We start from the raw sequence: 24,800 nt of genomic DNA, 5'->3' as shown, positions 1-24,800 counted from the left end.
TTCAAATCTCCGTGCCGCGCATCAGTCCGCGCGCGATGATCACTTGTTGAATCTGCGACGTGCCTTCGTAAAGCCTGAAGAGCCGCACGTCGCGATAAAAACGTTCGATGCCGTACTCCGAGATATACCCCGCGCCACCGTGCACCTGCACCGCGCGATCGGCCACGCGGCCACACATCTCGGTGGCGAAATACTTGGCGCACGACGCTTCTATGGAGACGTCACGGCCGTCATCGCGGCGGCGCGCGGCATCGAGAACCATACATTCGGCCGCGTAGATCTCGGTTTTGCTGTCGGCCAGCATGGCCTGAACCAGCTGGAATTCAACAATCGGCTGGCCGAACTGCTTACGCTCCATGGCGTAGGCGAGGGCGTCGCGCAGCATCCGTTTGGCCGCGCCAATGGCGATGGCCGCAATGTGCAAACGCCCTTTATCGAGCACTTTCATGGCGGTCTTGAAGCCTACGCCTTCCACGCCGCCAATCAGTTGCGCGGCCGGAATGCGGCAGTTCTCGAAGATCACGTCGCACGTGTGCGCGCCGCGCTGGCCCATTTTTTTATCGGGCTTGCCGAGCGACAGCCCGGGCGCCTCCCGTTCGACAATGAACGCCGAAATGCCGCTCGCGCCTTTGGCGTCGCTCGTACGTGCCATCACGGTGAAGATGCCGGCTTCCGGCGCGTTCGTGATGAAGCGCTTCGTTCCGTTCAACACGTAGTGGTCACCGCCCCTGCGCGCCGTGGTTTTCAGTGACGCCGCGTCCGAACCCGCATCCGGCTCGGTCAGGCAGAACGAGCCGATCAGCTCACCGGCGGCGAGCTTCGGCAGATAGTGTTGTTTCTGCTCCTCGCTGCCGTCGAGCAGGATGCCGATCGAACCGATGCCATTGTTCGTGCCGATCACGGACCTGAATGCCGGCGATGTCTGGCCGAGTTCGAACGCCACGCGCACTTCCTCTTCCATGGTCAGGCCGAGTCCGCCGTAAGCCTCCGGAATGGTCAGCCCGAACAGGCCGATTTCGCGCATGGCGGCGAGCACATCGGCGGGAATCTGGTCGGTTTCGTCGACTTCCGCTTCACGCGGCACGAGCGTTTCGCGCACGAAACGGCGGATGGCGTCTTCCAGCAACGTCTGGGTTTCTGAATCGCGAATCACGTGAATCTCCAAGATGGCGCATGCCGGATGAGCAATTCCGAACGATCGTGCCACATGAATTCACCTTGCACAATTGGCCGTTCGGCCGATGGTGGCCGTGCTTTCACGCCGCTACAATGCCGTCATGTCCAAGGTAAAACACATTTCCGAAACCCCGGCGACGCAGTTTTTGCGTCGGCACAAGGTCGCGTTCGGCGAGCACCCGTATGAGTATGTCGAGCATGGTGGCACGGAGGAATCGGCGCGGCAGTTGGGGGTGGATGAACATTGCGTGGTCAAGACGCTCGTGATGGAGGACGAACATGCGAAGCCGCTGATCGTGCTCATGCACGGCGACAAAACGGTCTCCACCAAGAACCTTGCGCGGCAGATTGGTGCGAAGCGCGTTGAGCCGTGCAAGCCGGAAGTGGCTAATCGGCATTCAGGGTTCTTGATCGGCGGAACATCGCCGTTTGGTACGAAGAAGGCGATGCCGGTGTATGTGGAATCGACCATCCTCGACCTCGACACAATCTATCTGAACGGCGGACGCCGCGGGTATCTGGTGAGCATCGCGCCGCTCGTCTTGACCGAGTTGCTGAAGGCCACGCCCGTGAGTTGCGCGAGCGTCGATTAAAATGCGCGTCCTGAAGTCTCGCTCTTGCCCCCGTTCCCGAAGATAAGAAGAAATCAATGAACAATGTGATTGTCGCTGTGGTGGCTTACCTGATCGGCTCGATCTCGTTTGCGGTGGTTGTCAGTTCGGCCATGGGTCTTGCCGACCCGCGTTCGTACGGTTCCGGCAACCCGGGCGCGACGAACGTGCTGCGCACGGGTAACAAAACAGCGGCCATCCTGACGCTGCTCGGCGATGCATTCAAAGGCTGGCTGCCCGTATGGCTGGTCGTGCATTTCGGCGCCCGCTTTGGGCTTGATTCCACGGCTGTGGCGCTGGCGGCCATCGCCGTGTTTCTCGGGCACTTGTTCCCGATATTCTTCAAGTTTCAAGGCGGGAAGGGCGTTGCGACCGCGGCAGGCGTGCTGCTCGCCATCAACCCGGTGCTTGGATTGGCCACCTTGCTGACGTGGGTGATCATCGCGGTTTTCTTCCGATATTCGTCGCTGGCCGCGCTGGTGTCGGCGGTATTCGCGCCGTTCTTCGATGTCTTTCTTTTCGGCCCCAGCCGTATATCGCTGGCAGTTACCGCGATGAGCGCGCTGCTGATCTGGCGGCATCGTGGGAATATCAAGAAGCTGCTGGACGGGAAGGAGAGCCGGATCGGGGAGAAGAAGCGGGCGGCGCAAGCGGTTGAATAAGCTGGCGTAAAACCTCGCTTCGAAAGCTAAAAAGCCGCCCTGAAGGCGACTTTTTAGCTCATCGTGATACCTGGTTCAACGCAATCCGGTCACGCTCAATCCCGGAAATTGTTGAAATCCAACGGCGTATCCGTCACGTCCTTCTTCAGCAACGCAATGGCGCTCTGCAAATCGTCGCGCTTCGTGCCGTTGATGCGCACCGAGTCGCCCTGAATGCTGGCCTGGACCTTGATCTTGCTGTCCTTGATAAGCTTGACGATTTTCTTCGCCAGATCACCGCTTACACCCTTCTTGATCTCGACAACCTGTTTCAGCTTGTCGCCGCCAATCTTCTCGATCTTGCCGTAATCGAGAAAACGCACGTCCACATTGCGTTTCGCGAGTTTCGACAACACCACGTCCTTGACCTGTCCGAGCTTGAAATCGTCGTCGGCAAAAAGCGTCAGGTCACGATCCTTTTGCTCGACGCGCGCGTCCGAACCCTTGAAGTCGAAACGCGTGGCAATTTCCTTGTTCGATTGTTCGATGGCGTTTTTCACCTCGATCATGTTTGCTTCGCTGACGACGTCAAACGATGGCATCTGCATTCCCCTTCGTTGATGCGAGGCGTGGCGTATGGCGCGCCGTAGGCTCGCACGCACTCGCTATAATCACGGACCACCGTCATTCTACCGATGCCGTCCCGGTTTGCCCAAGGCCGCCCCAATTCCGACCCAAGCGCTTTCTCAATGTCCGAGTTTCAACTTCTCTCCGATTACCCGCTGCTCGCGCATAACACGTTCGGTTTCGACGTCCGCGCCAGGCATGCCGTTCGGCTGACGGAAGAAGCGCAGATCCCGGCGCTGGCTCGTGATGCCCGCCTAAACGGCGTGCCGCAACTGGTGCTTGGCGGCGGCAGCAACGTCGTGCTGACGCGCAATTTCGACGGTGTCGCGTTGCTGGTGGAATTGCGTGGCCGTCATGTAATTCGGGAAGACCATGAGGCTGTTTTTGTAGAAGCCGGCGCGGGAGAGAACTGGCATGAATTCGTTGCGTGGACGTTGTCGCAAGGCTTGCCCGGGCTCGAAAATCTCGCGTTGATTCCCGGCACGGTGGGCGCGGCGCCGATCCAGAACATAGGCGCCTACGGGCTGGAAATGGGCGAGCGCTTCGAGCGTTTGCGAGCGATCGAATTATCGACCGGGGAAATGCGGGAATTTGATCGCGATGCATGCGCGTTCGGTTACCGCGACAGTTTCTTCAAGCAGGAAGGGCGCGGGCGTTTTGTGATTGTATCGGTGACCTTTCGTCTGCCGAAAGCGTGGACGCCGCGCGCGGATTATGCGGATATCGCGCGCGTGCTCGAGGCGAGCGGCGCGAACAATCCCCAGGCTATCTTCGATGCCGTCGTCGCCGTACGTCAGGCCAAGTTACCTGACTGGCGGGTGCTCGGCAATGCTGGCAGCTTCTTCAAGAACCCGGTGGTGAGCGCGGCCACCTTCGATGCATTGAAGGCGCTTGAACCTGATCTCGTGTCTTACAAGCAGCACGATGGCCAGTTCAAGCTGGCTGCAGGCTGGCTGATCGACCAATGCGGCTGGAAAGGCCGCGCGATCGGCGCGGCCGCTGTGCACGACCGGCAGGCGCTGGTTCTGGTGAACCGTGGCGGCGCGTCGGGCGCGCAAATCCTGGAGCTCGCCGCCGCCATTAAACGCGACGTACACGCGCGTTTCGCGGTTGAGCTCGAAGCGGAGCCGGTGTGTCTTTGATTTAAAGCTGCTGCGAAACGACGAGCTATTGTGGTCGTCGAACGCCACCGCAACCAGCCGAAGCACGAGGCGGCAAATTAGTCCGAAGCCTCGCAAGCCATCCATAAAAAACCCGCCACGCAGGCGGGTTTTCATTCCGGCATCAACAAAGCCAGGCGTACCTCATCCACCACGCTTGCGACGCGCATTCTCCGCAATCCGCATCCGCAGCGCGTTCAGCTTGATGAACCCGCCGGCATCGGCTTGATCGTACGCGCCGCCGTCGTCATCGAACGTTGCGATGTTCTTGTCGAACAGCGTTTCTTTCGAATCGCGCGCAACCACCGTCACGCTGCCCTTGTACAGCTTCACGCGCGTCCAGCCGTTGACCTTGTCCTGCGTGTGGTCGATCAGCACTTGCAGCGCGCGCCGCTCCGGGCTCCACCAGTAACCGTTGTAAATCAATGCGGCGTAACGCGGCATCAGGTCGTCCTTCAAGTGCGCCACTTCGCGATCCAGCGTGATCGACTCAATTCCGCGATGCGCCTTGAGCATGATCGTGCCGCCCGGCGTTTCGTAACAACCACGCGACTTCATGCCGACATAACGATTCTCGACCAGATCCAGCCGGCCGATGCCATGCTTGCCGCCGATGGCATTCAATTCCGTCAGCATATCCGCCGGCGACAAACGCTTGCCGTTCAGCGCAACCGGATCACCCTTCTCGTATTCGATATCCAGATATTCCGGCCGATCCGGCGCGTCTTCGGGCGCGACCGTCCAGCGCCACATATCGGCTTCGGCTTCGGCCTTCGGATCTTCCAGATGACGGCCTTCGAACGAAATATGCAGCAGGTTCGCGTCCATGGAGTAGGGCGCGCCGCCTTGCTTGTGCTTCATTTCGATCGGAATGCCGGCCTTTTCCGCGTAAGCCAGCAGCTTTTCACGCGACAGCAGATCCCATTCACGCCACGGCGCGATCACCTTGATGCCCGGTTCGAGCGAGTAATAACCCAACTCGAAACGCACCTGGTCGTTGCCCTTGCCGGTCGCGCCGTGCGACACGGCTTGCGCACCGACCGCCCGTGCGATCTCGATCTGGCGTTTCGCGATCAGCGGACGCGCGATCGACGTGCCGAGCAGGTACTCCCCTTCATAAATGGTATTGGCGCGGAACATCGGGAACACGAAGTCGCGGACAAACTCCTCACGCAGATCTTCGATAAAGACGTTGTCCTGCTTGATGCCGAGCTGAAGTGCTTTCTTGCGCGCCGGTTCGAGTTCTTCGCCCTGACCGATGTCAGCGGTGAACGTCACAACTTCGGCGTCGTAGTTGTCTTGCAACCACTTCAGGATGACTGAGGTATCGAGACCGCCTGAGTAGGCGAGCACGACCTTTTTAATATCGCTCATGGTGAACTCGTGTAGCTGGAAAACGGTGCGCGCGCTGGGCTTTCGGCGCGCGAAAAGCCGCTATTTTGACATCAAATAGCGGCTGTTCCGTATTTTCAGGGCGACACAGCGCTTCGACGAGAACGCCGCACGCGCGCCGCTTGGTGCTCGTCTGGCGCGCAATTGGCGCAATAGTCGACTCAATGATTGAGTTTGCCGAGCAGCAGATATTCCATCAGCGCCTTCTGGACGTGCAGCCGGTTTTCGGCTTCGTCCCACACTACGCTCTGCGGGCCGTCGATCACCTCGGCGCTTACTTCTTCGCCCCGGTGCGCCGGAAGGCAGTGCATGAAGAGGGCGTCCGGATGAGCGCGGGCCATCATGTCCGAGTCGACGCACCAGTCGGCGAAGGCTTGCTTGCGCACTTCGTTCTCGGCTTCGAAACCCATGCTGGTCCAGACATCGGTGGTGACGAGGTCAGCGCCGGTGCAGGCGTCGTTCGGATCCGCGAATTCTTCATAGAACGGCGCGCTGTCGGGTGACACCAGCGAATGGTCGAGCGCATAGCCGGGCGGCGTGGACAGGCGCAATTTGAAGCCGAGGATTTGCGCGGCTTCAATCCACGTGTACAGCATGTTGTTTGCGTCGCCGACCCAGGCCACGGTTTTCCCCGCGATCGGTCCACGCAGTTCGTAGTACGTGAAGACGTCGGCCAGGACCTGACACGGGTGATATTCGTTCGTCAGACCGTTGATTACCGGCACGCGTGAATTGTCTGCGAAGCGCTGGAGGATGTGCTGGCCGAACGTGCGGATCATGATGATGTCGACCATGCGCGACACCACTTGAGCCGCGTCCTCGATCGGTTCGCCGCGGCCGAGCTGCGTGTCGCGCGTGCTGAGGAACACGGCATGCCCACCAAGCTGGAAGATACCCGCTTCGAACGAGAGCCGCGTACGCGTTGAATTCTTCTCGAAGATCATCGCCAGCGTGCGGTCGTGCAGCGGATGGTAGGTCTCGTAGCTCTTGAACTTGCGCTTGAGAATACGCGCGCGTTCGAGCACGTAGTCATAGTCGTCGAGGGAGAAATCCTTGAACTGCAGATAGTGGCGAATTTTTTTTTCGGTCATGAAAAATGCGTACGGCGGCTTCAGCCGGCAATTACGCCGGACGGCGCCGCCGTCGTAGTGGTATCGAATTTCAGCATAAAGGAATTTCCGGCGTTTGACGAGGTCGCCAATTAGCCGATGCGCGCCGCCATACGCCCTCTGGCGTCGTTCAGAGGCTTTGTGTGCAGTGCGGAAAAAGGGCCTCTGCTGTATAATCCGCCAGGTTTCTGTTGCAGTCGTGACACCTTTCGACTGCTTACGAAGCAGATCTATTCGCGGCATAAGCCGAGTCAATCCGCGGACTGAACACGCAGATTTAACGTGGCTTTTCAACGTTGAACCTGCGGAAGCCAGAGCAGTTCGCAGTCACGCGAGTTCGTCTCGCCAGCACCGGCTTACCTGCCCGTCAGTCTGTGTGGCGGCCAGCCGTGAACGGCGTCATCATGCGTTGATTGCGTGCTCGAGGCGGCGCGTGTGACGTCGCAGTCTGGTCACGCAGTTGGGTCAACGAGTGATCGATGGGCGGGTAGATGCAGGTCGAAGAAAGAGGCTGGGTCTTACCGGCCGCTACGGTGCCGGACGAGGCGGAGTTCAGCGCCGGAGGTTGAAGCCGATGACTTTCCGGTTCACCTTGCCAACCATGCATGCGAGTTCGCCGGCGTTCTCCGCCGGTCGTCAAACAGGTATTCCTACATGGCCGAAACAATTCCAACCGAATACTTCATTCAGGGCGTTACGTCGAACGGCAAGACTTTTCGGCCGAGCGACTGGTGTGAACGGCTTTGCGGCGTGATGTCGGGGTTCGGCCCGGGCAAGCGCGGTCCCAATGCCCGGTTGCAGTATTCCGTCTATGTGCGCCCGACCTTGCTCGGCAACGTGAAGACGGTGATTCTCGATTCCCGCTTGCGTGACATCGAACCTATGGCGTTCGATTTCGTGATGAACTTCGCCAAAGACAATGACCTGCTTGTGACGGAGGCGTGCGAGTTGCCGCCGCATCATGCCACCCAGCAGCAGCATGGCTGATCGCTGGACTAACTGAACGGCCAAATAAGCAGCAGGGGCCTTCGAAAAGGCCTCTTTTCGATGCACACGACAAAAAACCCGCCATCAGCGGGTTTTTTTGTTGCTGCCGTTTGTTGCCGTTTGCTGTTTTAAGCGTCAGGACAAATCGGAACAAAACTGAAACAGCTGCCTGTCACGCGCCCATCAAACGATCAAACCAAAGGCGCGCGATGGGCGACTAGCAGAATCCTTAAGCAGCAGGTGCTTGCAGACCCTTGATAGCTGCCGACAGACGGCTCTTATGGCGAGCGGCCTTGTTCTTGTGGACGATGCGCTTGTCCGCAATGATGTCGATGGTCTTGACCGACGTCTTGTAGATTTCTGCAGCCTTGGCTTGGTCGCCGGCGTCGATCGCCTTGCGAACGGCCTTGATGGCGGTGCGGAATTTCGAGCGCAGCGCCGAGTTGTGCGAGTTTGCCTTGGCGCCTTGACGGGCGCGCTTGCGGGCTTGTGCGGTATTTGCCATGACGGTTCCTTATCCTGTTCCAGCTATGTGTTTCAGCGCTTCCCGTTTTGCTTCTGGATCGGATCCAGCTCAATGCCGGCCCGACTCCACACAAGATAAAACGAGGTCAATCCGATGCGCTGTTTATGATCAAACCCTCGGGATCGATTGCCCGAAAGCGCAAAAAACGTCGAAAGAAGACGCGAAACCGCCGTGCCCCGTAGGTGACTTACAACCCACGTAAAAGTGCCGAAAGCGGATTCAGGAGCTTCGAAACCGGCGATTATAGCAACGAAATCATGGGACTGGCAAGCGCAGCTGGTTTTTGTCGGGTGTCGGAGGGAAGCAGCCGCCACGAACCGGACGCAGCTTAACAGGAGCATGCGAGGCGCCTGCCAGTCATATGCGAACTTCCGGCATGCAGCTTAAGTTGCAAATTCTAACGATTCCCCGAATGTTGCAACGCGTCGCGTTCATAATGCGGCCCGTATAATCAACGCCCCATGAATCTATTCCGAGCCCTACTGACGGTCAGCGGCTTCACGCTGCTGTCCCGCGTGACCGGCCTGGTCCGCGAAACGCTGATCGCGCGAGCCTTCGGCGCCAGTCAATTCACCGACGCATTCTACGTCGCCTTCCGCATACCGAACCTGTTGCGGCGCCTGTCCGCCGAAGGAGCGTTCTCGCAGGCGTTCGTGCCTATCCTTGCCGAGTTCAAGAACACCGAAGGCCACGACGCCACCAAGGCCCTCGTCGACGCCATGTCGACCGTGCTCGCCTGGGCGCTGGCAGTTGTATCGCTTGTAGGGGTGGCGGGTGCATCGTGGGTCGTGTTCGCCGTGGCATCGGGGCTCGAGCACGACGGCCGCGCGTTCGGCCTCGCGGTGACCATGACCCAGATCATGTTCCCGTACATCATCTTCATCTCGCTGACATCGCTGGCGTCCGGGGTGCTCAACACGTACCGGCAGTTTTCCCTGCCGGCGTTCGCGCCCGTGCTGCTCAACGTGTCGTTCATCGCGGCGGCCATCTTCCTCGCGCCGCATCTGAAGGTGCCGGTCTATGCGCTCGCCTATGCGGTGATCGTCGGCGGGGTGCTGCAGTTTCTTGTGCAACTGCCCGGTCTCAAGAAGATCGACATGATCCCGCGCATCGGCCTGAATTTCTTTCGGGCGTTGCGGCATCCGGGCGTCAAGCGCGTGCTGATCAAGATGGTCCCCATGACGTTCGGCGTGTCGGTGGCCCAACTGAGCCTGATCATCAATACGAACATTGCGTCGCGGCTCGGGGCGGGCGCTGTGTCGTGGATCAATTACTCCGATCGCCTGATGGAGTTTCCCACCGCGCTGCTCGGCGCGGCATTGGGCACCATCCTGCTGCCGAGTCTCTCGAAGGCGCACGTGGACGCCGACCCGGTCGAATATTCGGCGCTGCTGGACTGGGGCCTGCGCATCACGTTCCTGATGGCGGCGCCCAGCGGTGTCGCGCTGTTTTTCTTTGCCGTTCCACTGACCGCCACGCTGTTCCACTACGGTAAATTCGATGCACATTCCGTCGTCATGGTCGGCCGGGCGTTGTCGGCGTATGGCGTCGGGCTGGTCGGACTGATCCTGATCAAGATCCTTACGCCCGGTTTTTACGCGAAGCAGGACATCAAGACGCCGGTGATCATCGGCATTATTGTGTTGATCGCCATTCAGCTCAGCAACCTGATTTTCGTGCCGATCTTCGCGCACGCCGGATTGACGCTGTCGATCGGCCTGGGTGCATGCGTGAACGCAACGCTGCTGTTCATCGGCTTGAGGAAACGCGGGATTTATCAACCCTCGCCGGGATGGACGCGCTTTTTCGTGCAACTGCTCGGCGCGTGCCTTGTGCTCGCCGGCGTGATGCATTGGGTGGCCGGCAATTTCGACTGGATCGGTTTGCGCGCCGCGCCTCTGGAGCGAATTGTGCTTCTCGGTGCAAGCCTGGTTGTATTCGGTGCGCTATATTTCGGTATGCTGTCCGCGATGGGTTTTAAGTACGCGTATTTCAGAAGGCGAACGCTGCAATGACAACGACGCGCATCCTCGACTATTTCACCTCGCTAGTGGCGGAGGACGAGAGTCTGCCGCTCACCGAGGCGGCGTTGTCGCTCGCCCAGGACGCGTATCCGGACCTCGATTTGCAGGGCGTACTGGCCGAGATCGACGAGCTGGTCTTGCGTGTGCGCCGCCGTATGCCCGATGACGCCGACATCAAGCAAAAAGTCGGCGTGCTGAATCGCTTCTTCTTCCGCGAGCTGGGTTTCACCAGCAATCACAACGATTACTACGACCCCGATAACAGCCACCTGAACATGGTGCTGAAGCGCCGTCGCGGGATTCCGATTTCGCTGGCCGTCGTGTATCTGGAGATGAGCGAACAACTCGGAATTCCGGTGCGTGGCGTGTCATTTCCGGCGCACTTCCTGCTGCGCGTGACGACTCCCGACGGCGACGTGATGCTCGATCCGACCACCGGGCATTCATTGTCCGAATCGGCGATGGTCGAGATGCTCGAGCCGTATGTGCAGCGAGTGGGCGAATCCATCGGCAGTGCGCTGCGGGTCTTGTTGCAACCGGCCACCCGGCGGGAAATCATCGGACGAATGCTGCGTAACCTGAAGAGCATTTATCTTCAGACGGAGCGCTGGCAACGGCTGCTTGCCGTGCAGCAACGGCTGGTGATCCTGATGCCGGGAAGTATTGAAGAAGTGCGCGATCGGGGCTTCGCTTACGCGCGCCTGGATTACTTGCGCCCGGCGATTGACGACCTGCGTCGATACCTCGACGACCGGCCCGACGCCGAGGACGCAACCGTCGTGGAGACGGAATTGCATGAGCTGCGACAGCGCACGCAGCACAACGGCGAGTAGTTTTTCCAGCTTGGCAAGGTTCATTAAAAACGGCGGCTCATCATTTCGATGGCCGCCGTTTTTCTTGGGCGCTTAACTCAACTTAACTTAACTTAATCAACTAGCCGCCGCCCGCTCGCCAAGCCGCAAACTCACTTCGGCTGCATCCGGATCGCGCCGTCCAGACGAATCACTTCGCCGTTGAGCATAGGGTTGTCGAAGATCTGCTTGACCAGCATGGCGTACTCGTTCGGTTTGCCGAGACGCGAAGGGAACGGCACCATGGCGCCGAGCGCGTCCTGCACTTCCTTCGGCATGCCGAGCAGCATCGGCGTTTCGAAGATGCCCGGCGCGATCGTCATCACGCGAATGCCGTTGCGTGACAAATCACGGGCGATCGGCAGCGTCATGCCCACTACGCCGCCTTTCGATGCCGCATACGCCGCCTGACCGATCTGGCCATCGTAAGCCGCCACCGATGCCGTGCTCACGATCACGCCCCGTTCCCCCGCCGCGTTCGGTTCGTTCTTCGACATGGCCGCCGCCGCGAGCCGGATCATATTGAACGTGCCGATCAGATTCACGCTGATCGTCTTGGCGAACACGTCGAGCGCATGAGGACCATCCTTGCCCACCGTCTTCGCGGCCGGCGCGATGCCCGCGCAGTTGACCAACCCGCGCAAGCTGCCGAGCTGCGTCGCGGCACCCACTGCGCGCTGGCCGTCTTCCTCGCGGCTCACGTCGCATTTCACGAACACGCCGCCGAGTTCCTTCGCGAGCTTCTCGCCGGCTGCTTCGTTCATGTCGGCGAGCACGACCTTGCCGCCGTGGTCGCGGATCAGCTGAGCGGTCGCCGCGCCGAGGCCCGATGCGCCGCCGGTGACGAGAAAAACGTTGTCCTGGATGTCCATGCTGTGTGCTCCTTGATGAGGGTTATACGTAAAACGCGTTTCCGTTTTCTGTCCGGGGGATCGCCCAGAACGAAAAACCCGCTCGGCCGATGGAGCGCGAGCGGGTTTCAGAAGGCGTGCCCCGAGCGCCCGGGTGTGAGCGCTCGGTGATGGTCAGGTCAATGCATCGAATACGCGCGTGCGGATTTCATCGACGGCGCCAAGTCCCGAGATCCGCCGATACTCCGGCGCTTTCAGGCCGTTGTTGTCGCCATGCTGGGCCCACGTGTTGTAGTACTCGATCAATGGCTTGGTCTGCGCGACATACACGTCGAGCCGCTTCTTCACGGTCTCTTCCTTGTCGTCGTCGCGCTGGATCAGCGGCTCGCCGGTGATGTCATCAAGGCCTTCCTGCTTCGGCGGATTGAACTTGATGTGATACGTACGACCGGAGGCTGCGTGCGAGCGCCTTCCGCTCATGCGCTCGATGATGTCCGCGAACGGCACGTCGATCTCAAGCACATAGTCGATAGCAACACCGGCTTGCTTCATGGCGTCGGCTTGCGGAAGCGTGCGCGGGAAGCCGTCGAAGAGATAGCCGTTCACGCAGTCCGGCTCCTGCAGCCGCTCTTTCACGAGGTTGATGATGAGCGCGTCCGACACGAGTTCGCCGGCGTCCATGAAGCGCTTGGCTTCCACGCCGAGCGGCGAACCCGCTTTCACGGCGGCGCGCAGCATGTCGCCCGTCGAGATCTGCGGAATGCCGAACTTTTCCTTGATGAAGGTGGCCTGGGTGCCCTTGCCGGCGCCGGGGGCGCCCAACAGGATCAAACGCATGGTGATATCTCCGAATCGAATAGAAACCGCTGCGCTGCGAGGCTTATTCTCACTTCCGGCCGCTGTGGCGCATCGCTCGGTTGAAGCCGCAAACGAGGCGCGACGAGCCGAATTCGGGAGACGGCGCGGCACCAGTCGACACGGGCGCTCAGGAGCGTTGGCGCTGACCGGAAGGCTCGCGCTACCGAACGATTATGCCATGCATCGTCACAATCGCGGCCCGAATCCGCCGCTGGAAAACCCGGAAAGTCGCGCGCAGCGGGGGTTAACGCGAGTTGATCGAGAAGGGCATGGCGCGTTAGCCGAGGGTGAAAACGAGTCGATTTTGCGCGGCGCCGACGGTCGCAGTCTGGCGCCGCGCCTCGTTACGGCTACGCTCCAAACAGCGCGCGGACGCGGGCCAGATCGGTGGGGGTATCGACACCCGGCGGCGGCGCGTCGTTCGTCGTCAGCACTGCGATGCGCTCGCCGTGCCAGATCGCGCGCAGTTGCTCGAGCGCCTCGGCTTCTTCGATCGGCGCGACAGACAGCGTGGGATAAACCCGCAGGAACTTCGCGCGATACGCATACAAGCCGATGTGCCGCAACACGTTGGCGGGAACGGACGGACGTGCACGGAGCGCGGCGACATTCGGCCAGTCCTTCTGCCATGCGTCACGCGACCACGGAATCGGCGCGCGCGAAAAATACAGCGCGACGCTCTTCGAATCCAGCACGACTTTCACCACGTTCGGGTTGAAGACATCGGCGGGGTCGTGGATCGGATGCGCAGCAGTTGCAATCGCGCACGACGGATTCGCCGCGAGATGCGCCGCCACATTGCGCACGAGCGCCGGATCGATCAAGGGCTCGTCGCCTTGCACATTGACCACGATGGTGTCGTCGCTCCAGCCGAAATGCGTCGCGACTTCGGCGAGCCGGTCCGTACCGTTCGGATGATCGGCGCGGGTGAGCAGCGCCTCGAAACCATGTTCCTTCGCGACTTCGACCACACGCTGCGAATCGGTGGCGATCAGCACTTGCAGCGCGCCCGCCAGACGCGCGCGCTCGGCGACGCGCACGACCATGGGCTTACCGCCGATATCGGCCAGCGGCTTGTCCGGCAGCCGCGTGGACGCGAGCCGCGCGGGCACGACTGCGATGAAAGGCGGCGCGACCGGAACGTGTGCGTTCATAAAGCCTCAGTTCCTTAATTGCCGCCGGCGGGTTTCAACGGCTCCACAGGCGTGCCTTCCACGGTCTGGCGGGCTTCGTCGGGCAGCATGATGGGAATGCCGTCGCGGATGGGGTAAGCGAGTTTGTCGACGTTGCAGATGAGTTCCTGCGCCGCGCGGTCATGCGTGAGCTGGGTCTTGCAAATAGGGCAGACAAGGATTTCAAGCAGGCGTGCGTCCACGAAGTTTCTCCACAACTAATGCGATGAGGCGGGGGCTGAGCACGGCTTCCACTGGAACCACCCAGATGCGCGCGTCACGCCAGGCCCCGAATTTTACTGCATCCTTCTCGGTGATCAGGATCGAATCGGCGTCGATGCCGGCGAACGGATTGTCGCGATAATCGTAGTGATCCGGGAACGCGCGCGTGGCCGGCACGAGCCCGGCTGCACGCAGCGACGCGAAGAACCGTTCCGGCGAGCCGATGCCCGCTGCTGCCGCAATGCGTTCGCCCTTGAACGCGCTGAGCGGACGGCGCACGGCGGGGTCGTCGAGGCGCCAGGCGTCGCCGGTGGCCAGGTCCAGCGAGAAGGTGTTCGGCCACGGCGGCAACGTGCGGTCGTACGGGCTGTTGATGAGCGTGGCGTCGCGGTGCCGCGACATCGATTCACGCAGCGGCCCCGCCGGCAGCAGGAAGCCGTTGCCGCCCAGACGGTCGTCGAAGACCACGAGTTCGAACGTGCGCGCCAAGCGGTAATGCTGCAGGCCGTCGTCGCTCACGATCACATCCACCGATGGATTCTCCTTAAGCAGCGCTTTCGCCGCTGCGACGCGATCCGGCGACACCATCACCGGCGCGTGCGTGCGGCGCGCGATCAGCAGGGGTTCATCGCCTACTTCGGCGGGTTGGCTGTCAGGCGTCACCCGCGTGGCTTCGTGGATCTTCGCGCCGTAACCGCGCGAGACGACACCCGGCTGGAAGCCGGCGGCGCGCAATGCTTCGACGAGCGCGATGACCGTCGGCGTCTTGCCGGTGCCGCCCACGGTCACGTTGCCGACCACCACAACCGGCACGCCCACGTTCACTTGCCTGATCCAGCCGAGCGCGAAGAACCCGCGGCGAATGGCGGCGATCAGGCCGAACACGCACGCAAACGGCGTCAGCGACCACGCGACCCAGCCGCGCTTGCGCCATTCACGAGCAAGGAAATTTTCGATCGGCGGCTTGAAGTCAGACATGGCGCGCCTGGTTTTCAAGATCGGGAGCGAACGATGCACGCGCTTGGGACGACAGCGACGCAGGACGGTGTAGCGGCGAGGGGGAGGGCAATGTTCGTGATAACGGCCGGCACCTTTGCATCGGGGCGGATCTCCTGAAATGAGCGAATTGGGCGAACGGTAAGCAGATGGTAAGCGGTCGCTGGACGACGCAGGGCAATTGTCGCGCTGGCCCCCGAACCCGGCACTCTAGCGCGGCGTTGCCGGGGGCGCCAGTCGAAGCCTCGCGCGCGGCGTGGAAACATCGTCAGGTGAAGCTTGAAAACGGGTAGATTCCATGCTCCATTTTGCTCACCAACTTCTCACAATTCTCCTGTGGATAACTCTGTGAACAACTTGGTCCCGAGCGGCCTGAAATCGGCACCGGGAAAGACCAGCATCGGCTTCGTCATGATTTTGAGATAGAAAACATTGTTAAAACAATGACTTAGAGTGCGTTCATCATTGTTTCACGAGCTTTCCTGTCAGGTTTCGGTAAATTCTGCATTGTGGACACTTGCTACACTTCGCACGCTGATTGGGCTATCGTCCGTGCCTTGTTCGAAGGCCGTTCAGCATTGCCGGAAAGGCGTTTTGCCTGTCTTCGGGCGAGCGTATCTTCGGCCTTGTTTTCAACCTCAACCGACCACCCATTTCTTCGATGAGCTCCGATCCATTCGCTTCATCCGGTTCAGCCGGCTTATCCGGCGGCGCTGATGCTGTTATCCCCGTTTCGGCGCTGAACCGGGCGATCGGGTCGATGCTCGAACGCTCGTTCCCGCTCGTCTGGGTATCGGGGGAAGTATCGAATTTTACGAAAGCGGCCAGCGGTCATTGGTATTTCTCCATCAAGGACGCGCAGGCGCAGATGCGCTGCGTGATGTTCCGCGGCCGCGCGCAATACGCCGAGTTCACGCCGCGCGAAGGCGACCGGATCGAAGTTCGCGGGCTGGTCACCATGTACGAACCGCGCGGCGAGTTGCAACTCGGCGTGGAAGCGGTGCGCCGCGTGGGCCAGGGGCGGTTGTACGAAGCCTTCTTGAAGCTGAAGGCGAAACTCGAGGCCGAGGGGCTGTTCGCGGCTGAGCGAAAGCGCGCGCTGCCGCAGCATCCGCGCGCGATCGGCATTGTGACGTCGCTGCAGGCGGCGGCACTGCGCGACGTGCTCACCACGCTCTCGCGCCGCGCGCCGCACGTGCCGGTGATCGTGTATCCGGCGCCGGTGCAGGGCGCGGGTGTTGCCGCGAAGCTCGCTGCAATGGTCGATCAGGCCAGTGCCCGCCGCGAGGTCGATGTGTTGATCGTGTGTCGCGGGGGCGGTTCGATTGAAGATTTGTGGGCGTTCAACGAGGAAGTGCTTGCCCGCGCGATAGCGGAAAGTGCAATGCCCGTTGTGAGCGGTGTAGGTCACGAGACGGATTTCACCATCGCCGATTTCGCCGCCGATGTCCGCGCGCCCACGCCCACTGCTGCCGCCGAACTGGTCAGTCCGCAGCGCGTGTTGTTGCTGCGTGATCTCGATCACCGGCATGCGGCGCTCGCGCGTGGTTTCGGCCGGATGATGGAACGGCGTGCGCAGCAACTCGACTGGCTGGCGCGCCGGCTGGTCAGCCCGGCCGAGCGGCTGGAACGCCAGCGCACGCACTTGCGGCAACTGGCGGTGCGGCTGGCGTCGGCGGGCGCGCGTCCGGTTCGCGACGCTCGCGCCCGTTTCTCGCTCGTGCAGATGCGCTGGCAACGCTGGCGTCCCGATCTCGCCGCCGAGCGGGAACATCTGATGCGTCTTGCACAACGCCTGAGCGTTTCGCAAGGGCGCCGGCATGAACGGGCAGAGGCCCGGGTGTCGGAGTTATCGGCGAGGTTGCAGCTGTTGAGCCCGCAACGCACGCTCGAGCGCGGCTACGCGGCTTTGATCGATACGCAATCCGGACGCGCCGTGCGCGCGCCGAACGCGCTGAAGCCAAAACGGCCGTTCACCGTGCATCTGGCGGAAGGATCGGCGGATATCGTGCTGGCCGATATCCAGCCCCGCCTCTCCGATGAATTCTGATGCCTGAGGCGGTGTGCATCGAATGGTTTTACACGGTGCACATGACGAATTTCACAAGACCGGCACGGGTGCTTCAAAGCCCGTATTTTTGACGGCTTAGAAGGAACGTTCGAGCATTTTTTACGCTGCTGTTAAAGCTTCGGAATCGATACTGCTCATAAAAACCCGCAATTTGCGGGGTTATCCCAACTCGCCTACAATCGAGTGCTCCATTGCTTCACTCCTCACGTCCCCCATAATCATCATAGAAGGAAGCTCGCACCATGGAACATACCCTCCCGCCTTTGCCGTTCGACAAGAACGCGCTTGTTCCGAACATGTCGGAAGAAACGCTTGAGTATCACTATGGCAAGCATCACCAAACCTATGTGACGAACCTGAACAAGCTGATTCCGGGTACCGAATTCGAAAACCTGCCGCTTGAAGAAATCGTCAAGAAGGCATCGGGCGGCGTGTTCAACAACGCAGCCCAGATCTGGAACCACACGTTCTTCTGGAACAGCCTGTCGCCCAAGGGTGGCGGTGCTCCGGCCGGCGCACTCGGCGACGCAATCAACGCCAAGTACGGCTCGTTCGACAAGTTCAAGGAAGAGTTCGCGAAGGTCGCAACCGGCACGTTCGGTTCGGGCTGGACGTGGCTCGTGAAGAAGACGGACGGTTCGCTCGACATCGTGTCGACGAGCAATGCCGCTACGCCGCTGACCACCGACGCGAAGGCGCTGCTGACCATCGACGTATGGGAACACGCGTATTACATCGACTATCGCAATGCGCGTCCGAAGTTCATCGAAGCGTTCTGGAACATTGCGAACTGGGACTTCGCGTCGAAGAATTTCGGCGCTTGAGGTTTGTTGTTCGGTGACGATAAAGTCTGGAAAGCGCAGTAAAGTCCGGAAAATTTAGCGACGCCCCTGCGTAAAACTTCGGAAGCCGAAGACAAAATGAAAGCCCTCCATGCGAGGGCTTTTTTTCGATCCATCGCACGCGCCGGACGCAACGTGGTCGAGCGCACAGACTACCGATGGAGCCCCGTGGTCTGGTTGAGGGGTTTGGACTCCCCGACCCACCAGGAATATTCCGTTCGGACTGCGCATTGCGCAACCACAATGATGAGTACATGGGTACATGAACTGCCGTTATGGTTGATGGCGCTTGTCACTTTCGGTGCGATATTTCTCGTGGGCGCGGCTGTCCATTTCGTCACCGGATGGCTTGCTGCCGGTCGGCATGGGCGATCATTCAAGGCAATTTCGCCCGGTCTGCTTTCTCCGCTCGGGATCATATTCGGCTTATTTATCGCCTTCACGGCCTCGCAGGTCTGGAACGATACAGCGCGCGCCAGTGTCGCGGTCGCCACTGAAGCGAGTGCGCTGCGATCGGTTGTTGTGATGTCTGCGGTTTTGCCAAACGAAGCCCAGACCGAACTGCGAAGGATGGTCCGAGACTACATCCAGTACACCGCGACGACTGAATGGCCGCTCGTGGCGAAGGGAGTCGTCACACTTAACGTGAGTCCTCCCACGCTGAACAACGCACTGAAGTACACGCTATCCCTGCCAGCCGTGACGCCCGGACAGCAGACGGCGCAGCGCGAGGTCGCGGCGTCCCTGGAGCATGCTCTCGAAGTGCGTCGCGATCGTATCCTGATCAGTCGCAGCGAAGTGAATGGCGTCAAATGGTTTTGCCTGGCGTTTCTGGCGCTGTGCCTGCTGTTCGCCATCGCATTCGTTCATTGCGACGACCGGCTGACATCTGCCGTGGCAATCGGGCTGTTTTCGGCGGCACTTGCCACCACCTTTTTGCTCATCCTCTCCCACGATCGGCCCTTTACAGGAGAAATCGCGCTGTCGCCCGAGCCGCTGTTGCAGGTGATGCCTGAGAGTCGCTGACCGTTGCCTGCTCATCGGCTTGTCGAGACGATCACACGCAGTCTCGGATAGCTCCAGAGTCGCTCAGGAGTCGCAAACCGCTAGAATTGCGGCTTTGGAACGGAATACGCCAATGTCTTTCGCCTCGCTTGGCCTGATCGATTCCTTGCTGCGTAATCTGCAGAACCTTGATTACCAGACACCTACGCCGGTGCAGGTCAAGGCGATTCCTGCTGTGCTCAGTGGCCGGGACGTCATGGCTGCGGCACAGACCGGAACTGGCAAAACAGCGGGTTTCGCTCTGCCGCTGTTGCAACGCCTGGTGCAACACGGCCCGGCGGTATCCAGCAACCGCGCGCGTGTTCTGGTGCTGGTGCCCACGCGTGAACTGGCCGAACAGGTGCTGCAAAGCTTTATCGCTTACGGCAAAGGCCTCGACTTACGATTTCTGGTCGCCTACGGCGGCGTGAGCATCAACCCGCAGATGATGACGTTGCGCAAAGGCGTGGATGTGCTCGTTGCCACGCCGGGCCGCTTGCTCGATCTTCATCGCCAGAACGCAGTGCAGTTTGATCAAATACAAACGCTGGTGCTGGATGAAGCCGACCGCATGCTGGATCTGGGCTTTGCGCGCGAACTCAATGCCGTCTTCGATGCCTTGCCCGGCGAGCGCCAGACCCTGCTGTTCTCCGCCACGTTCACCGATGATATCCGCGCCATGGCGGCGGGCATTCTGCGCGACCCGGTCAACATCAGCGTCAGCCCGCCCAATTCCACGGTCAGCAAGATCAAGCAGTGGGTGGTGACTGTCGATAAAAAGAACAAACCTGACCTCTTCATGCACCTTGTGGCTCAGAACAACTGGGAGCACGCGCTAGTGTTCGTCAAAACCCGCGTTGGCGTGGATTACCTCGCGGCCATGCTGGATGAAGCGGGCTACGCGGTCGACACCATCCATGGCGACAAACCGCAACCCGCGCGCCTGCGTGCGCTGGAGCGCTTCAAGAGGGGCGAAGTACGGATGCTGGTCGCCACCGATGTCGCTGCGCGCGGGCTGGATATCGACGACTTGCCGCTGGTGATCAACGTTGACCTGCCGATCGTGGCGCAAGACTATGTGCACCGTATTGGCCGTACCGGCCGCGCGGGCGCGAGCGGCGTGGCAGTGTCCCTTGTGTGTGCCGATGAAGCGCCGCAACTGGCTGCGATTGAAGCGCTGATCCGGCAAACGCTGCGCCGTGAAGAAGAGCCGGGTTTCGAGGCCGAACACCGCGTGCCGCAAACCAGCGCGACGGGCGAGATTATCAAGAAGCCCAAAAAGCCTAAGAAGCCGAAAATGCCGCAAGCTGCGCCGGGCGCCATGCAGGTGCTCAGCAAAAAAACGCGCCCGCAAAGTGGCGAAAAAGATCGCAAGCCTGCGGTTCAGCGCGCCGGGGCCGAAGGTAAAGGCGCAAGCTTGTCCAGCGGTAACCCATTCAGCGTACAAAAGCCACGCAGCAAACCGGCCAGCAAGCCAGTTGCGGGGCCACGTAAGCCGGCTGGCAAACCCGCTGGTGGCAGCGGCAAACGCCAACCCTGATGCGAGGCAATGAGTAACGCCAGCCCTGGAAGCGGCTGGCGTTGTGCGGCCCGCTGGCAGGCAGCGGCGCGGCTTCGACGTGCATCAGGTCGGCGCGTAACGGCGCACTGAATTCAGGATCGCTAACAACTTCGGGGCAGAAGAGACATTGAAATCGTGCGTAGCGAGCGTCTCTCATCGAGCCATAAGCGGCAGCGATCTTCCAGAGATCGGCCGTTCATTTTCTCCGAACAGATCTGCGAACGAAGCAATATGGGCGCAGGCATCGAGGAAACCGATAAAGCGAATTGACGGCTTAGTAAATAACGTCCTGCGAAGCTTTCGAATACCAATCCTCAAACATCGCCGCGGACAGTGGTCTCGCGATGTGATAGCCCTGAGCTTCATCGCATTGCCAACCGGCCATCGCTTCATAGATTTCTTGCGTTTCGACCCCTTCGGCCACAACCCGATAGCCGAGTTTGTGGGCGAGCGCGATGATTCCCTCGAGGAGGGTACGCATTTGCTGCACCAAAACACGGCGCACGAGGCTTTGATCGATCTTGAGCACCGAGGCCGAGTAAAGCTGAAGCTTGGCCAAATTACTATAGCCCGTGCCGAAATCATCAATGGCAATCGCGCTGCCCATGTCGGCAACTCTGCGAAGATTATCCGTCACGGAATTTATATTCTTGGACAACACTCCCTCCGTCACTTCCAGCTCAACGTGCGCGGGGTCAATGTCGTGAGACTGAAGCAGGGATGCGTAGCGAGTGACGAAGCCGCGCTGTTCCAGATTGAGCACCGATACGTTAATCGACATGCTCAGCAACATGCCGGCCTTTCGCCACTTCGCGAGCTGCTTGAGCGAGTTGTCCATGACCCAATCGGTGAGTGCCGACATCAATGACGTCTTTTCGGCTAACGGGATGAATTCCGCCGGCGAGACGTCTCCCAACAATGGATGTGACCAGCGCAATAGTGCCTCGACGCCTACGCAACGCGCCGTGTTCAGATCTATTCGAGGCTGGTACACCAGACTCAATTGACGTTCATCCCTCAGCGCCTCAGGCAACGTGTGGAGAATGAAAAATGCACGCTCCTGGGCCGCGAACATACGCTTCGTAAATTTCCGAAATGGAACACGCGCCCGTCTCGCCACCTCAGAAGACGACATCAGGGCTCGCAATACGTCGGTGTGTTCCGCTATGACAGCCAGGTCGACCAAACCAATGGTCGGCGATAAATCGACGGGGATCTGGTTGACCACCAATGGCGCGTCGAATGCCCTCAACGCAGTTTCAATGACACGCATTGCAGCGCTCTCACCCTCGTGGACAAACACGGCGAAACGCGCGTAGTCCACCCGATACACCGGCTTGATATCGAAGAGTGCCTGTTCAACACGTCTGGATATTGCCGCCATTAACCTGTCTGTAGCGACAATGCCAATGGCGATTGATGTTTGGTCAAGATATCCGAGGGGCGCGACATTGATCAAAACGGCATGACTGGGTGAGAGCTGCCCGTTTCGCCGGTTATCGAAAAATGTACGATTATCTTCGCTGAATCGAGCGCGGTTCAACAGTTGCGTGGGCGGGTCGACAAACGCGATAGTTCGAAGCGTCTCTATCCTGTCCATCGCCATTTCAGCCAATTGGCCCAATAATAGCTGTTGTGATTCGTCGAAATTGTGGCGCGGTTCAGTATCGATTATGCACAAGCTACCCAGTGACACGCCCGACCGTGTTCGCAGTGGCGTGCCGGCGTAAAAACGGATATTGGACTCACCGAGCATCAGCCGGCTTTGGCTAAAACGCGGATCCAGCATTGCGTCGGGTACAACCAGACCATCGTCGTGAAGGATCGTATGCGCGCAAAAGGCGTCCTGGCGGTCTGCCTGGGTGACTTCCACCCCGACGCGCGCTTTGAACCATTGACGTTTTTCGTCGATCAACGAGATTAGTGCAATTGGCGCTTTGAACAAACGGGCGGCAAGTTGGGTGACACGGTCGAGTGCAGCATCTGGGGGCGTGTCCAAAAGACACGATGCCTGCAGAACATATAGCCGATGTCGTTCGGCGAGGGGCGACGGTAGCTCGAACTGGCTGGACGGATTCACCGCGTTCCTCGCGAGAGATGGCCTATAGGACGATATTTGCGCTGTTCATTTTGAAGACAAGACGAAAATACCGACTATACACCGATACTTCTTTTTCGAACCCATATCTCGTTTCGCCAGCTTCTCGATCGGCGGGTAAACATCAGTGTCTAATGGAATAGAGCAAAATCACTTTCAACGTCCAGTTTGAGCCACCCGCAGCTCGAATAAACCATGCGAATGAGCACAGTTCATCCTGAATACCCTTGTATTCGCCGCTTGGATGCGGGCTCGATGCAGCATCCAAACCATGATTGACAGACAAAACTTTGGCACGGCACGCCTGATGCGTTCCGGTATTGATCTGGGAGATCAAAATGCCAAATTTTGTAAGCGCATTTGAAAGCACGTTTGTAAGCACCGCGTTTGTAAGCACATTAACGCCTTACCCATGGATAAGACGCAGCTTTGAGCTCGCTGGAATGTCGTTACGCGTTTTAGTGGTCGACGACAACCGCAATGCCGCAGAAGCGATGGCGAGTTATTTGTCGTTCGAGAACATGGAATGTCGGGTCGCCTTTGGTGGACTGGAGGCCATCACGATCGGAACGGCTTGGGCACCCCACGTCATCCTCATGGATATCTCCATGCCCGAGTGCAACGGCTACGAGGCCACCTTCGCTTTGCGACAGGATCACCGTACCAGCGGAACGGTCATTGTGGCTTTTACTGCGTTGAACGATGACGGCGAAGTGCGCAAACACCTCGTTGATCACTCGTTCGACGGTTATAGCCAGAAAGGGCAGTCTCCAAGCAAGCTGGCGGCCCTGGTCATGAGTTTCGTGCAGTGAACCCGTGAGTGGGTCGAAACATAGACCGCATGGCGACGCTCCGCCGATACCGCTGCCCCGCGAATGTCCAATGGCTGAAAGCGGTCAGCGAGAGACGGATGAGAATCGTCACTGGTCGACTCTGAAGCGCCATTCGCCCACACCCTCGTCGATCGTCCGGTTCTCGCACATACCGAAGAGATATTACGTTTCGGTATCCATGTAAATTGGAAGTCGTGCCCGAGAAAGCTATCCTATAAACATGTCTTCTGGTGATCGAGGGCGAATCATGCATAGCACGCCGACGATTGACTCCGCTAGCGCGATGGCCCGCACGGGGTTGCCTGGCTTCATCGACGGGTATTAGCCTGCGGCGCACCTTACAAAGTAGTGGGGAAACAAAGCAAGGAAGGCGATCCGTTAGGGAGCCAGTTTCTCCCTGGCGAATTCGAGTGAATCGGGGAAGGTGCGCAGAGGTGTTTTGCCTTGGCACCATCTGCCCTCACGTTGTTGGAGAACGCCATGAAGTCCATGCTTCAAACCCTGCCTGTCGCAGCGCTGCTGGCCCTTGCACTATGTCTCGGCGCCCCCGAAACATTTGCCCAGGCGGCGCCTGACGTGGTGGGTTCGTGGTCTTTGGTCTCGTTGACCGTCACGAGAAGCGGCAGCGAAGCCGAGGTGCTCGGTCCACATCCGCACGGTCAACTCATCTTCGGTGGCGACGGCCGTTACGTTCTGGTCGGAGTTCGCGCGGATTTGCCGAAGTTCGCATCGGATAACCGGTTATCGGGCACCGCCGAAGAGAACCAACGCATCGTCCAGGGCAACTTCGCGCATTTCGGTACTTATAACGTCGATCCGGCCGGAGGAGTGATCGTGTTCCACATTCAGAACAGCACCTTTCCGAACTGGGACGGCGATGTTCAACGGCGCCCATTCACCCTTGATGGCGACCGGCTGACCTACATCACACCCGGAAGCTTCGGATATGGGGCATCGAAAGTTGTGTGGCAACGGATGAAGTAAGTAACTTGCGGCCGCGCCACCGTCAGCCAGGAGCACAGCTTGGCAATCGCTTGCGATTGCCTGGTCAGATACATGTCTTGCTGGGCGTGGTGTCTGCCAGTATCGACCGCAGTGCCAACAACGTAGCCGCAGTGCCGCCAACCACGACACGTGATCCCGCGTCA

23 protein-coding genes are annotated in these 24,800 nt (G+C 59.7%); 12 read left to right on the top strand and 11 right to left on the bottom strand.

The annotated features are described in order from the left end of the window. Position 1: 1 nt before the first annotated feature. Entirely contained in the window at positions 2-1,153 is a 1,152-nt protein-coding gene (locus ACSOSP_RS09925) for an acyl-CoA dehydrogenase family protein (protein WP_455306133.1), read from the bottom strand. 124 nt (positions 1,154-1,277) lie between these two features. Here ACSOSP_RS09925 and ACSOSP_RS09920 point away from each other — a divergent pair, with 124 nt between their 5' ends. Continuing rightward, positions 1,278-1,769 carry an aminoacyl-tRNA deacylase gene (locus tag ACSOSP_RS09920; RefSeq protein ID WP_455306132.1) on the top strand — a complete coding sequence of 164 codons (492 nt, stop codon included), beginning with the start codon at positions 1,278-1,280 and terminating at the stop codon, positions 1,767-1,769. Positions 1,770-1,825: 56 nt separating this feature from the next. Continuing rightward, positions 1,826-2,449 (top strand): glycerol-3-phosphate 1-O-acyltransferase PlsY, encoded by a 624-nt coding sequence (gene plsY / locus ACSOSP_RS09915; protein WP_455306131.1) that lies wholly within the window; start codon positions 1,826-1,828, stop codon positions 2,447-2,449. A 95-nt stretch (positions 2,450-2,544) separates the two neighbouring features. Here plsY and ACSOSP_RS09910 read toward each other — a convergent pair whose 3' ends face one another. After that, positions 2,545-3,030 carry a YajQ family cyclic di-GMP-binding protein gene (locus tag ACSOSP_RS09910; RefSeq protein WP_031361381.1) on the bottom strand — a complete coding sequence of 162 codons (486 nt, stop codon included), beginning with the start codon at positions 3,028-3,030 and terminating at the stop codon, positions 2,545-2,547. A 147-nt stretch (positions 3,031-3,177) separates the two neighbouring features. On the opposite strand from ACSOSP_RS09910, the gene murB reads away from it, so the two are divergent. Continuing rightward, positions 3,178-4,197, top strand: coding sequence for a UDP-N-acetylmuramate dehydrogenase (gene murB, locus ACSOSP_RS09905; protein WP_455306130.1), 1,020 nt, complete (start codon positions 3,178-3,180; stop codon positions 4,195-4,197). 162 nt (positions 4,198-4,359) lie between these two features. Here the strand turns inward: murB and ACSOSP_RS09900 are convergent, their stop codons facing one another. Both ACSOSP_RS09900 and argF read right to left on the bottom strand, forming a co-directional pair. Next, positions 4,360-5,589 (bottom strand): argininosuccinate synthase, encoded by a 1,230-nt coding sequence (locus tag ACSOSP_RS09900; protein WP_455306129.1) that lies wholly within the window; start codon positions 5,587-5,589, stop codon positions 4,360-4,362. A gap of 179 nt (positions 5,590-5,768) precedes the next feature. After that, positions 5,769-6,698, bottom strand: coding sequence for an ornithine carbamoyltransferase (argF, locus tag ACSOSP_RS09895; RefSeq protein ID WP_455306128.1), 930 nt, complete (start codon positions 6,696-6,698; stop codon positions 5,769-5,771). A gap of 672 nt (positions 6,699-7,370) precedes the next feature. Here argF and ACSOSP_RS09890 point away from each other — a divergent pair. Continuing rightward, positions 7,371-7,703 (top strand): DUF3579 domain-containing protein, encoded by a 333-nt coding sequence (locus ACSOSP_RS09890; RefSeq protein WP_031361386.1) that lies wholly within the window; start codon positions 7,371-7,373, stop codon positions 7,701-7,703. Positions 7,704-7,932: 229 nt separating this feature from the next. Here the strand turns inward: ACSOSP_RS09890 and rpsT are convergent, their stop codons facing one another. After that, entirely contained in the window at positions 7,933-8,208 is a 276-nt protein-coding gene (gene rpsT / locus ACSOSP_RS09885; RefSeq protein WP_031361387.1) for a 30S ribosomal protein S20, read from the bottom strand. Positions 8,209-8,690: 482 nt separating this feature from the next. On the opposite strand from rpsT, the gene murJ reads away from it, so the two are divergent. Both murJ and ACSOSP_RS09875 read left to right on the top strand, forming a co-directional pair. Further along, on the top strand, positions 8,691-10,244 hold the full coding sequence (gene murJ, locus ACSOSP_RS09880; protein ID WP_455306126.1) for a murein biosynthesis integral membrane protein MurJ: 1,554 nt from the start codon (positions 8,691-8,693) through the stop codon (positions 10,242-10,244). Then, entirely contained in the window at positions 10,241-11,086 is an 846-nt protein-coding gene (locus tag ACSOSP_RS09875; RefSeq protein ID WP_031361389.1) for a SirB1 family protein, read from the top strand. Before murJ ends, ACSOSP_RS09875 begins: the two co-directional genes overlap by 4 nt. A 131-nt stretch (positions 11,087-11,217) precedes the next feature. Here the strand turns inward: ACSOSP_RS09875 and ACSOSP_RS09870 are convergent, their stop codons facing one another. The 5 genes from ACSOSP_RS09870 to lpxK form a co-directional block, all read right to left on the bottom strand. Next, positions 11,218-11,976, bottom strand: coding sequence for a 3-hydroxyacyl-CoA dehydrogenase (locus tag ACSOSP_RS09870; RefSeq protein ID WP_455306123.1), 759 nt, complete (start codon positions 11,974-11,976; stop codon positions 11,218-11,220). A 153-nt stretch (positions 11,977-12,129) separates the two neighbouring features. After that, positions 12,130-12,792, bottom strand: coding sequence for an adenylate kinase (gene adk, locus ACSOSP_RS09865; protein ID WP_455306121.1), 663 nt, complete (start codon positions 12,790-12,792; stop codon positions 12,130-12,132). A 371-nt stretch (positions 12,793-13,163) separates the two neighbouring features. After that, the gene (kdsB, locus tag ACSOSP_RS09860) at positions 13,164-13,967 is read right to left on the bottom strand and encodes a 3-deoxy-manno-octulosonate cytidylyltransferase (protein ID WP_455306119.1); all 804 of its coding nucleotides are present in this window, start codon (positions 13,965-13,967) and stop codon (positions 13,164-13,166) included. Positions 13,968-13,981: 14 nt separating this feature from the next. Continuing rightward, entirely contained in the window at positions 13,982-14,188 is a 207-nt protein-coding gene (locus tag ACSOSP_RS09855; RefSeq protein WP_031361393.1) for a Trm112 family protein, read from the bottom strand. Beyond that, complete coding sequence (gene lpxK, locus ACSOSP_RS09850; protein WP_455306117.1) at positions 14,169-15,185, bottom strand: tetraacyldisaccharide 4'-kinase; 1,017 nt, start codon at positions 15,183-15,185, stop codon at positions 14,169-14,171. The genes ACSOSP_RS09855 and lpxK overlap by 20 nt, the downstream gene beginning before the upstream one ends. Positions 15,186-15,864: 679 nt before the next feature. On the opposite strand from lpxK, the gene xseA reads away from it, so the two are divergent. The 4 genes from xseA (at position 15,865) to ACSOSP_RS09830 (ending at position 20,700) form a co-directional block, all read left to right on the top strand. Next, positions 15,865-17,253, top strand: a complete 1,389-nt coding sequence (gene xseA / locus ACSOSP_RS09845; protein WP_455306115.1) for an exodeoxyribonuclease VII large subunit — start codon at positions 15,865-15,867, stop codon at positions 17,251-17,253. A 263-nt stretch (positions 17,254-17,516) separates the two neighbouring features. Further along, positions 17,517-18,098 (top strand): superoxide dismutase, encoded by a 582-nt coding sequence (locus ACSOSP_RS09840; RefSeq protein ID WP_031361396.1) that lies wholly within the window; start codon positions 17,517-17,519, stop codon positions 18,096-18,098. 333 nt (positions 18,099-18,431) lie between these two features. Then, on the top strand, positions 18,432-19,142 hold the full coding sequence (locus ACSOSP_RS09835) for a bestrophin-like domain (RefSeq protein ID WP_455306112.1): 711 nt from the start codon (positions 18,432-18,434) through the stop codon (positions 19,140-19,142). A gap of 112 nt (positions 19,143-19,254) precedes the next feature. Beyond that, positions 19,255-20,700 carry a DEAD/DEAH box helicase gene (locus tag ACSOSP_RS09830; RefSeq protein WP_455306111.1) on the top strand — a complete coding sequence of 482 codons (1,446 nt, stop codon included), beginning with the start codon at positions 19,255-19,257 and terminating at the stop codon, positions 20,698-20,700. Positions 20,701-20,995: 295 nt separating this feature from the next. On the opposite strand, the gene ACSOSP_RS09825 is transcribed toward ACSOSP_RS09830, so the two are convergent. After that, positions 20,996-22,801: a putative bifunctional diguanylate cyclase/phosphodiesterase gene (locus ACSOSP_RS09825; RefSeq protein ID WP_455306109.1), complete on the bottom strand. Its 1,806-nt coding sequence runs from the start codon at positions 22,799-22,801 to the stop codon at positions 20,996-20,998. A gap of 356 nt (positions 22,802-23,157) precedes the next feature. On the opposite strand from ACSOSP_RS09825, the gene ACSOSP_RS09820 reads away from it, so the two are divergent. After that, positions 23,158-23,631, top strand: coding sequence for a response regulator (locus ACSOSP_RS09820; protein ID WP_455306107.1), 474 nt, complete (start codon positions 23,158-23,160; stop codon positions 23,629-23,631). Between the two features lie 501 nt (positions 23,632-24,132). Next, positions 24,133-24,636: a lipocalin-like domain-containing protein gene (locus ACSOSP_RS09815; RefSeq protein WP_455306105.1), complete on the top strand. Its 504-nt coding sequence runs from the start codon at positions 24,133-24,135 to the stop codon at positions 24,634-24,636. Positions 24,637-24,800: the final 164 nt, after the last annotated feature.

The organism is Caballeronia sp. KNU42, from assembly GCF_053760385.1.
This window is presented reverse-complemented; position numbering and strand designations above follow the sequence as displayed.